Source organism: Blautia difficilis (assembly GCF_014297245.1).
Taxonomy (GTDB): Bacteria; Bacillota; Clostridia; order Lachnospirales; family Lachnospiraceae; genus Blautia_A; species Blautia_A difficilis.
The window spans coordinates 57,133-66,873 of the sequence record NZ_JACOQG010000018.1 but is presented as its reverse complement, the minus strand read 5'-3'; the positions used below and the strand labels follow the sequence as shown (position 1 = coordinate 66,873).

At 37.7% G+C, this 9,741-nt stretch carries 12 protein-coding genes; 7 read left to right on the top strand and 5 right to left on the bottom strand.

Annotation, left to right across the window (positions count from 1 at the left end):
* Positions 1-26: 26 nt before the first annotated feature.
* The 5 genes from H8Z82_RS11385 to H8Z82_RS11375 all read right to left on the bottom strand — a co-directional run bounded on the left by H8Z82_RS11385 (position 27) and on the right by H8Z82_RS11375 (position 5,821).
* Entirely contained in the window at positions 27-422 is a 396-nt protein-coding gene (locus H8Z82_RS11385; protein ID WP_186995187.1) for a hypothetical protein, read from the bottom strand.
* A 39-nt stretch (positions 423-461) separates the two neighbouring features.
* Positions 462-2,333, bottom strand: a complete 1,872-nt coding sequence (locus tag H8Z82_RS17760) for a glycine rich domain-containing protein (RefSeq protein ID WP_330607947.1) — start codon at positions 2,331-2,333, stop codon at positions 462-464.
* A 29-nt stretch (positions 2,334-2,362) separates the two neighbouring features.
* Entirely contained in the window at positions 2,363-2,491 is a 129-nt protein-coding gene (locus H8Z82_RS17585; protein WP_279289723.1) for a hypothetical protein, read from the bottom strand.
* A gap of 42 nt (positions 2,492-2,533) precedes the next feature.
* The gene (locus tag H8Z82_RS17365; RefSeq protein WP_243176456.1) at positions 2,534-2,881 is read right to left on the bottom strand and encodes a hypothetical protein; all 348 of its coding nucleotides are present in this window, start codon (positions 2,879-2,881) and stop codon (positions 2,534-2,536) included.
* A gap of 93 nt (positions 2,882-2,974) precedes the next feature.
* Positions 2,975-5,821, bottom strand: coding sequence for a pyocin knob domain-containing protein (locus H8Z82_RS11375; protein WP_186995188.1), 2,847 nt, complete (start codon positions 5,819-5,821; stop codon positions 2,975-2,977).
* 162 nt (positions 5,822-5,983) lie between these two features.
* Between H8Z82_RS11375 and H8Z82_RS11370 the strand changes: the two genes are divergently transcribed.
* The 7 genes from H8Z82_RS11370 to H8Z82_RS11345 all read left to right on the top strand — a co-directional run bounded on the left by H8Z82_RS11370 (position 5,984) and on the right by H8Z82_RS11345 (position 9,727).
* Positions 5,984-7,192, top strand: coding sequence for a hypothetical protein (locus H8Z82_RS11370; protein ID WP_186995185.1), 1,209 nt, complete (start codon positions 5,984-5,986; stop codon positions 7,190-7,192).
* Between the two features lie 41 nt (positions 7,193-7,233).
* A complete protein-coding gene (locus H8Z82_RS11365; protein ID WP_186995184.1) occupies positions 7,234-8,379 on the top strand; it encodes an AAA family ATPase in 1,146 nt (381 codons plus the stop codon).
* 52 nt (positions 8,380-8,431) lie between these two features.
* Positions 8,432-8,593 carry a hypothetical protein gene (locus H8Z82_RS11360; RefSeq protein ID WP_186995183.1) on the top strand — a complete coding sequence of 54 codons (162 nt, stop codon included), beginning with the start codon at positions 8,432-8,434 and terminating at the stop codon, positions 8,591-8,593.
* A complete protein-coding gene (locus tag H8Z82_RS17580) occupies positions 8,590-8,721 on the top strand; it encodes a hypothetical protein (RefSeq protein WP_279289722.1) in 132 nt (43 codons plus the stop codon). Before H8Z82_RS11360 ends, H8Z82_RS17580 begins: the two co-directional genes overlap by 4 nt.
* Positions 8,714-8,992: a DUF551 domain-containing protein gene (locus H8Z82_RS11355; RefSeq protein WP_186995182.1), complete on the top strand. Its 279-nt coding sequence runs from the start codon at positions 8,714-8,716 to the stop codon at positions 8,990-8,992. The genes H8Z82_RS17580 and H8Z82_RS11355 overlap by 8 nt, the downstream gene beginning before the upstream one ends.
* 314 nt (positions 8,993-9,306) lie before the next feature.
* Positions 9,307-9,555 carry an HPr family phosphocarrier protein gene (locus tag H8Z82_RS11350; protein ID WP_186995181.1) on the top strand — a complete coding sequence of 83 codons (249 nt, stop codon included), beginning with the start codon at positions 9,307-9,309 and terminating at the stop codon, positions 9,553-9,555.
* Positions 9,539-9,727, top strand: coding sequence for an excisionase (locus H8Z82_RS11345; RefSeq protein WP_186995180.1), 189 nt, complete (start codon positions 9,539-9,541; stop codon positions 9,725-9,727). Before H8Z82_RS11350 ends, H8Z82_RS11345 begins: the two co-directional genes overlap by 17 nt.
* The last annotated feature ends 14 nt before the right edge of the window (positions 9,728-9,741 follow it).

Genomic DNA, 9,741 nt, shown 5'->3' with positions numbered 1-9,741 from the left:
ATCCTTATATTCCTTTCTACTATTAATTATTTATCTTCTTTAACAGTATCTTTAGCAGTGTCTTTAACTACAGTTTCTGTCTCTGATTTTGTTCCTTCATCAGGAGTGTAATTTTCATCAGTTGCTAATGAAATATTAATAATACTTCTTTCGTTTGAAATTTCTTCTGAAATACTATCAATTTTCATTCCATTATAATCTTTTTGCGTATTACCATAAATAATTCTAAATCCTGTTCTATTGTCCCCGGCTAACATATCTCTAATAGTTTCTAAAGATTTATCTGGATTAAATATAACGATAGAAGCAATGGCATTTTTATTCATATCGCATCCAAGACCATCCTTAAGACCGTCATATGAATACATATCGTTTGCACGAGTAATAGTTAATTCTTGTCCATCTTTTAAAATAAGTTTCATATATTTTACCTCCAATATTAAATAAGAGGCCTAAATTAATTAGACCTCTTTCCAAACTCCATTTACTTTAACATAAGCTTTTGCATTTGATATTCTAGTAATTTTACAATATCCATTTCCTTGATGTCCGTGTAATTCTGTACCACCACTTGGACTAGGCATGGAATTTATTCCGGCAATAAGAGATGTATCAGCTAAATAATAAGTAGAATTTACAAAGTTTCCGGAGGGATAATTGGCAGCAGTAGCAGAAGTATATACATAACCTGAACCTCCGCCACCCCAACGTCCATCAGAGTCGGAATCATTATCATAGGCTCCGCCGCCTCCGTACCAGCCGCCGCCTCCTCCGCCGGAAGAGTAACCGCCATAATAAGAAATTCCACCAAAACCAAATCCAGCACCATGACCAGTCGGAGCAGGTGAGTAATTCCACACACCACCTGGAGCTGTTTGAGTAGCACCATATCCACATCTATAGCCGCTGGTATCTCCATTAATATGGTTATAAAGTCCATCTCCACCAATTTCTCCACCGCCACATCCAGCAGTATAAATTGTTTGGTTACTTTCAGTGTAGTTGTAACTGGAAGAAGTAACACCAGCGCCACCTCCGCCTCCAGCAACAATTATACGAGCATAAAGAGAATCTCGCCCTATTCTAATATCAGTGGCTCCACCACCGCCAGAACCAGAGAGGCGTCCAGCTCCGCCGCCATTGAAACCTCCAAGATGAAAGTTACTACAAGTACTTCCATTAATAATAATATTGCTATAAGTTCCATTACCTCCAACGCCTTGTCCTCCTATATATACATATAGTGTTGTCGTAGAAGTAAGAGTTAATGTTCCTTTAGCGTAACCTCCAGCTCCTCCATAATAATTATTATAATAATTGCCACCTTGAGCACCCCAGCATTCTAAAATGTATTTACCTGCAGGGAGATTTACTTGCTGCATAGTTCCAGTATAAGAAACATTTATAGTGCCAGAAGCATTATCATATATTTTATTATTTTGTTTTACAACGAAAACGGACGGTTTTATTACAGAGTTGACTTTAGAATAAAAACAAATATTAGGTTTATAATATGTAATTCTACAGTACCCATTTCCAGTATGGCCTGTTTCACTACTTCCAGTAGGAGATATAAATGACTGATCTCCGCCGATAGTTTGGGCATCAGTTAAATAATATGATGAGTTTAACAAACATCCAGATGGATAATTAGATGCAGTTGGTCCGGTATAAACATATCCAGATCCTCCACCGCCACCACGGTCATCATCTCCGGAACCATCTGGATATGCGCCTGATCCACCATACCAGCCGCCTCCACCAGCTCCACCATATCCGCTGGAATAATAAACTCCATTACCACCGAAACCAAAACCGGCGTAAGCATCAGAATATGATGATGCTGTATTAGACTGAGTTGAGCTAGAAGATTGCCAAGAGTTTCCTGTTTGAGTTCCTCCATATCCTCCAGATCCATAACTTTCGGAAGAAGTACCTCCATTTACTCCACCACCGAACATTCCGTGTTTATTAGAAGCTCCATCAGAACCTCCACCCCCAGCTACAATAACTCTGGCTAATAGAGAATCTTGACCAATACGGATATCAGTGGCTCCGCCGCCGCCTTTATATGTAAATCGTTTTCCACCACCATTGAATCCTCCATTATATATACCATTTGTAGCACTATCTACTGAATTTCCGGATCCACCAACATAAATATATACATTAGTGTCTTTCATAAGAGTCAAATATCCAACAGAATATCCACCTTTTCCTCCATAATCAGAAGAAGAACGGTAACCACCTTGAGCACCCCAACATTCTAATTTATATTTACCCGGTTTAAGAGTAACGGTTTGAACTTTTCCCGTGTAATCATAATTTTGTATAACTTCTTTAGCAGTGCCATAGGTTGTACCTATAGAGCAAACAGATGTGCAGTTATTATTACATGTACCAGAGCAAGTTCCGCTACAAGTACTATCGCAAGAACTGCCGCAGCCACCTGTACATGTACCTTTACATCCACCGGTACAATCATCTGCACAAGTCGCTGTACATGTAGTTTTACAACTTACATTACATGTATCTACGCATTCAGCAGTACAAGTAGTATCACATGAACCGTAGCATCCACCAGAACAAGAACCAGAGCAACCATAACAATCATTATTGCAAGAATTGGCGCAAGTTGCCGTACATGTACTTGAGCAACTCCCTGAACAACTCCCTGAACAATCATTGGCGCAAGAAGCTGTGCAAGAGCCAGTACAAGTAGTGTTGCAAGAACCTTTACATCCGGTACAGCCTGTTGTACAAGCATCCATACATAACCCAGAACAAGAGGACGAACATCCATTGCTACCGCAGCCACCTTTACATTGACCAGAACAAACAGTAGAACAACTGGTAGAACATGAAGTACCGCAACCACCACAGTTACCAGAAGAAGTGCCAGTACAGTCTCCTGAACAAGCAGTACCGCAATTATTACTACAAGACATAAGCCTCACCGTCCTTTCTATTTTTATTATCCTTCATAAACAATCCAAACATCTCCATTTTTACCATCAGAAGCAGCAGGTTGTTTGTTTGACACATGAACACCTATTTCACCAAGTGACCATGATACGTTTCCTGATCCGTTTACTGACTTACCAGTATTTCCTACAGTAATAGTTCTTGCTGTTCCCCAGTTTGCTGTTGTAATATTCCCTGAACCATCAAAATTAGTTCCATTGATAGATCTTGCAGTAGCTAATTTTACAGCTGCATTTGCATTTCCTCCGGCTGAAGATGATCCAGCATAATTATGTGTATGTGAAGCAGGCGTAAAAGTAGATGGCTTTCCAGTAATTTCTCCCCAACTATAACTTGGTTTGCTGCTTGCCTTCGCCCAAGCATATACATCACTTGCAGGACGAGCATTTGAAAGACGAGAATCATTACCAGCGCAAGCTGTATCACCTGTTGTACCCAATGGCCTCCAGGTGTTTGTATCAGTGAATTTTGCTCCAGATGGTACTTTTACCTGCACTGTAACGTCAGTCCAAGAACCCCAAGTGCCGTTCATTTTTGCACGAATGTATTTTGGAATAGATTTGGCATCGGTAGATGCGGTAAACTGATATAATTCCTGAATTACATAGTTGCTGTTATGAGCAATTACCATACCAAAATACCAAGCACCAGAAGTTGGTGCATTGCTTGCTCCAGACGCCATATACCAACCAGTTTTTACTGCGTCGTTCCAGTTGGAACAATTGACACATGTATTCATAAGCATATTATTTGCATTAACTTGAGCTGGGAAGAACGCATTCTGCCAGATATCATAATTATACAAATGTCCATGACGTGCCATATTTGACGGAGTCGACCAACCAAAACCACCAAATCCAAGAATTTGTAAAACCTGCAATCCCGTATAAGTAGTACTTCCACCATTCGCTCCAAATGTAAAACGTACTAATCCATATTGTACTGACGGATTATTTCCATATGTAGTAAGTCCATCCGTATTAATGATATTCCATCCAGACCAGCCAGAAACACTTACTTGTTTTGCGAAGTTTACCCAGGTGGTTGGTGTTTTTTCCAAAGAAGCATCAATAGTGCACCAACAGGAATTTGATCCGTTGGTACTAACAGAAATCGCGAATTTGTTCAATACCGTATATACACTTGCTTTATCAGTATCAATGGTAATACGTAACTGATACTTCGTAGAGTTAGCAGTTGCTTTATTGGTAGAGTCTGCTTTTCCAATTGTGAGGTTTGATCCGGTTGAGAATAGTCCGCGTTTTGTATCAGAACTTGCTCCATAATCTGACCATGTAGAACCGCCGTCTCTGGAATACGTTACGGTAATTGATTCTGGAGGAATAAATGCTAAACGGTTTGCTCCAAGAGTTGGAATCATAGCGGCATCAATTGGTCCATAAGATCCTGCGAAGTTATGTCCACCCCATGCGAGATTTGCTTCATAAGCGGTTCCATTTAGTGTACCTTTAAACGTCTTTGCTCGAAGGGTACCAGAGGATGGTTGATAGGTAAGATTCGGGTCAGAATACATCACATCGGTAACAGTAGTTGGCGTAAATCCTTCAGAACCATTATTGGAAGATCCCCATGGAATCGTTCTCCAATTGGTATAATCGGAAGACTTGATTGCGGTTTGTGTTACTTTTGTATCGGTGTTTGTATCCTGTGTGGTTATGGTTGAGGTAGTACCATTGCCTTTTGTGATGGTAATGGTTCGACCACTTACGGACAAACTCTTTACGTAAGTTGTATTGATCTGTTGACCCGCACTGTCTTGTGTTGCTTTTGTTGCAGAAGATGCAGACCCTGCAGATGTTGCATATTTCACGCTCTTTGCTGAGTCCGCAGTATTGTCTACATTCCCTAACCCTACCTCAGCTTTTGTATAACTTGGTTTTGTAGAAGCTTTAGCCCATGCATATACGTCTGAAGCTGGGAGAGAAGAAGGTTTTCCTGTAACACCTGACCAAGGAACTGAATTAGCTTTAGCAGCAGTTCCTGAATATAAACCAGAATTATCTATAGTGACATGAGTAGCTTTGTTCAAGCCATCTTGACAATTAGTATATATATCAATTGGACCATCATTAGAGAGTATTAACCGTTCATCTCCACCACTTGATGCAATGGTTTTTACTATATCAGAAGATTCGCCACCACCCACAATAGTAAGTCCTCCACCACCAATTGCGATGCCATTTCCATTTTGATCAACCACATTATCAATGAATTTAATCATTTCATAAGTAGCTTTAGAACCTTTATAAGCAATATTTCCAGTCATAGTTCCACCAGATAATGGTAAATAACTATGACTATGAGACGCAGCGGCAGCTCCAATTTCACTTAAACTCCAAGATACATCACTAGCACCATTAACAGATTTCTTTGTATTTCCGATAGTTACATTACGAGCTGTACCCCAAGAAGCCGTTGTGATATTGCCGGATCCATCAAAGTTTGTACCGTTAATTGAACGAGCGGTAGCTAATTTTGTAGCTTTCGTAGCGGTAGCAGCGTTTCCTGTACAGGATGAAGCAGTTCCAGCTGAAGCAGCATACTTAACACTTTTATTAGCATCAGCGGTATTATCAACATTCCCAAGACCTACTTCACTTTTAACATGTGTATGTACTTTTGGAGCTTTTTCAGCTAATTTACTATTCATCTCAGTCTCGGTATAATAACGTTCGTCATGATTATGAGATGCTGGTGGATAGCTGCTAGGCTTTCCAGTAACTCCAGACCACGGTACAGAAGTAGCAGTTCCGGCAGTATATACTGAATAACCAGCCTCAGAAGATAATTTGCTCTCATCAACAACATAATACATTTTTTCAGTCTTAATTACTTTTACGGTATCACCAAGCTGAACATTAGCAGTAGTAAGTTTAAAACGTGCAGTATCGTCTTCAACAATAACCAGACGTTCTAATGCTCCCTGTGGAAGCCTTGCAATATCAATTGTTCCGAAAAGTTTTGAAGCATTGAGAGAATGGCAAAACAGAAAGAAAAAAAGGTTTTAGATAAAAAAGGTTGGGTCCAGAGTTTTGAACTAATCGGAAAAGCATGTATTAATAAAGATTATACTTTTAAAATTGATGAACATTCCAAAAAAAGTGATTGGATTTATAATTCAGTCAATCTTAATGTAGATTGCGGAGAGAGATTTGGAAAGGTTGTATGTGAATTGATGGGCGGTTATGGAGCCGGACGCAATAACATCATCTATGTTCATGGAAAAGATGAAGATGGCGGAGATGATTTTGAAAACAGATATCAGATTGATTTTGATGATCGTTTTGATGAAGATATCTTAAAAGACATCGGAGAACTTTGTTTCATTAAAATTGGAATTGAAAAAGATATTAATGACAAGGTTGTTGTAAATAAATTCTTACATGCATATGATGCAATCAAATATTTATCAGAAAATCTTAAAGATGGAACCGAAATTAAAGTAAGAGGGCAGCTTAAATATACTGTATACGATGAACACATTCAAGTAAGAAAAGAAATTAACAGTATATATCTTCCAAAGGAAAAAGATAAATATAAAGCTGCGTTTACACAATCAATGCTTCTTGACAAGTATTCAATCGGAAAAGCAGATAAAGAAAAATGCGTATTCCCAATAACTGCATATATTCTTGAGAAGTTTAAAGAATATAACGGTAATGACTTAACTGAGGGTGGATCTGTAAAAGGTGGTAAGTTCGTTCCTCTCAGAAAGGCTTTTGAATATGAGTATGATCCAGAAGATGAAAAGTCTATTGGTCGTGCAGCAAAATTATTCAAAGTAAAGAAAGATATGACCTTGATTACTTGTGAAGGTGTATTTATTGAAGGTGGTGCAGTAGTCCAGACAACAGAAGACGATCTCCCAGATGATATCAAAGAGCTGGTTGAAATGGGGGCTTATACTCTGGAAGAAGCATTAACATTATGTACTGATAAGGTCGGTAAAGAACGTAGGATGTTATTAACTAGACCGGTAATTAAATTAGTTGGCGATGACAACAATAAAATTCCGCAGATTCAGAAATTTGATAATAAATATTCAGAAGATGATCTTGTCTTAGATTATTTAATTAAAAAAGACGAGGACGAAGATGAAGCGGTAGAAGAATCTGAGACCGAAACAACAGATCAGGATGATGAGATAGATTATGATGCCATGATCGATTCTATTCTTGATGCTTAATAAAAATTTAATTATACAGTACATGGAGGAAAATAAATACTATGGGATACGGAAAAAAGAATACAATTAAAATTGATCCACTTGCATACAACATTGGACTTATCGGAGAGTCTGGAATTGGAAAAACAACAATCGTCAAAGAGATGTGTGAGAAACTTGTAGGAGAAGACGGATATCGTTTTCTTGAATGCGGCAAAGAAGATGGTGCTGACGGTATTAATGGAATTAACTATTTGAACTGTCCGGAATGGTCAATGGATTACGATGAAGAGACAAACAGTATTGGATTTGAAGATTTTGTTGATGATGTCGTTGAGAATAAATCTACAGAATATCCGGATCTGAAAACAGTTGTTATTGATACATATGATCAGCTTGTAGAAATTGCAAAGCCAGAAGTCATTCGTATGCATAATGCGGAAAACCCTGAGAAACCTGTAAAATCTATCAAAGCAGCTTTTGGTGGTTATATGGCCGGAGAGGATAAGGCAACAGAAATTGTTCTGAATAAGTTATGGGAACTGAAATCGGTTGGTGTTCATTTCATTATTATTGGACACGTTAAGCAGCGTACACAAGATGATGTGACGACAGGACAGACATATACTTCTCTGACAACTAATATGTCAATGAGAGATTTTAATGCAATTAAAACAAAATTACATTTTCTTGGAGTTGCTTCAATCGACAGAGAAATTGTACAGGAAAAAACAGGAAAAACTAAAAAGGAAGGGAAAAAAGATGTAGATATCATGAAAGGTGTTATTACCAGTGAAAGTCGTAAAATTACCTTCCGTGATGATTCATATTCTATTGATTCCAAATCAAGATTTGCTGATATTGTTCCGGAAATTGAATTTAGTTCAGATGCGTTGATTAAAGCTCTTACAGATGCTATCAGAGCTGAGGCATCTAAAGGAAGCAAATCTGTTGACGAATTAAAGAAAGAACAGGATGCAGCAGCAGAAAAAAGAGCAGAAAAGATTGCTGAAGCAGAAGAAGAGGCTAGAAAGCAGAAAGAACTTGATGGAATTAATCAGAAGATTAAGGAATTTTGTGTAGCAAACAAGGGAAAAACAGATAAATTAAAACCTCTGGTTGAAGCTGCGAAGAAACTTGGATACACAAATCCAATGAAGGCGGATAATGTTGAGGATGCTAAAAAGATTCTTGCTTTAGTTGCCTGATTAAAATTAGTCCCAGGGTTTCGGCCTTGGGACTTCTATAAGGAGAATTGCATTGAGTAAAAAAACTGTACAAGATAAAAAAAATAATGAGTTCTTACAGATGTGTAGCTGGATTGAAAAAGAATTAATGGGTTATACAGGAACCCAAGAGATAGGAATAACAGCCTTTTTATATATCCAATTAAACCTATACGCCTTGATGGACATTGGATGATCAAAAATGATTATTTTTATAGAATAACAGAAGATGTGTATGGAGATATGTTTAATTTTATTAAATGGGAAGATGAAGAACCTCAGTTAATTGAAGATTTGAAAAAATTAGAGGTGAAAGATGAGTAATAATTGGATTTCAGTAAAAGAGAGATTGCCAGATATGGAATTATCAAATGAAACATCATTTAGAAAAGAATATAAATCTCAGAATGTTCTTGTTCAAACAAAACGAGATGAAATATTTGCAGCATATTGCGTGAGATTGACATGCAATAATAAGAAATATAAAGAAGAAATAGATTGGTATACACATGGGACAGGTGGAAGAAAAATGAAAATCATGAGCAAAGTTGTTGCTTGGATGGAATTACCGGAATGCTACCAGGAGAAAGATTAATAGGATATTGTAAATATGAATATGCGGAGGAATACCCAGATTATGCAAAACAGGAGGGTGCTTATGAGATTAATTGATACTGATTTACTAAAAAGAAATTAGAGGTGAGAGACGAATAACATATGCTTACAACAGACAGAGAAAAAGCTATATGCGAAAAATATAGCGCATATGATAAAAATAATCATGTCCATTGTGATGAGTGCCCGCTTCGTAAAGGATATCCTGCCCAGTATGACTTCCGGTGCAAAGCGAATAGTCATTACAATAGACATACGCGTGAATGGGAATACGATGATTAAGAAAGGATTATTATGAAGATTCGTTTAAACAGTTCTGCGGATGCTACAACTGTAGTATCTATTGCGAATAAATTTAAAGATTGTGATATTGATGGTAAATTCGGAAGATATATTATAGATCTTAAATCTATTTTGGGAGTATTGTCATTTGAGCTTCCTAAAACAATTGAAGTAGTGATTCAAAGTGATGATTCCGAACTGATTGAGGATCTGGAACATCAGCTTGGACTCTGGAGAGTGCCAGATGATTCTTCCATCTGAAAAATATGCACTGACGATAGATGAGGCCGCTCAATACTTTAATATAGGAAAGAATAAGCTCAGAGAGCTTGTAAAAGAACCGGGATGTACATTTGTAATGTATTCCGGTAACAGGTGTCTGATAAAAAGACAGAAGTTTGAAAAATATTTAGATAGCATTGTCTATTTATAATTGAAAGAAGTCCG

Coding starts and splice junctions, on each gene's coding strand:
- H8Z82_RS11345 (WP_186995180.1), top strand. CDS start 9,539: ATGATTCTTCCATCTGAAAAATATGCACTGACGATAGATGAGGCCGCT.
- H8Z82_RS11350 (WP_186995181.1), top strand. CDS start 9,307: ATGAAGATTCGTTTAAACAGTTCTGCGGATGCTACAACTGTAGTATCT.
- H8Z82_RS11370 (WP_186995185.1), top strand. CDS start 5,984: ATGGCAAAACAGAAAGAAAAAAAGGTTTTAGATAAAAAAGGTTGGGTC.
- H8Z82_RS11375 (WP_186995188.1), bottom strand. CDS start 5,821: ATGTATTATGTTGTTGATGAGAGCAAATTATCTTCTGAGGCTGGTTAT.
- H8Z82_RS11385 (WP_186995187.1), bottom strand. CDS start 422: ATGAAACTTATTTTAAAAGATGGACAAGAATTAACTATTACTCGTGCA.
- H8Z82_RS11355 (WP_186995182.1), top strand. CDS start 8,714: ATGAGTAATAATTGGATTTCAGTAAAAGAGAGATTGCCAGATATGGAA.
- H8Z82_RS11365 (WP_186995184.1), top strand. CDS start 7,234: ATGGGATACGGAAAAAAGAATACAATTAAAATTGATCCACTTGCATAC.
- H8Z82_RS17580 (WP_279289722.1), top strand. CDS start 8,590: ATGATCAAAAATGATTATTTTTATAGAATAACAGAAGATGTGTATGGA.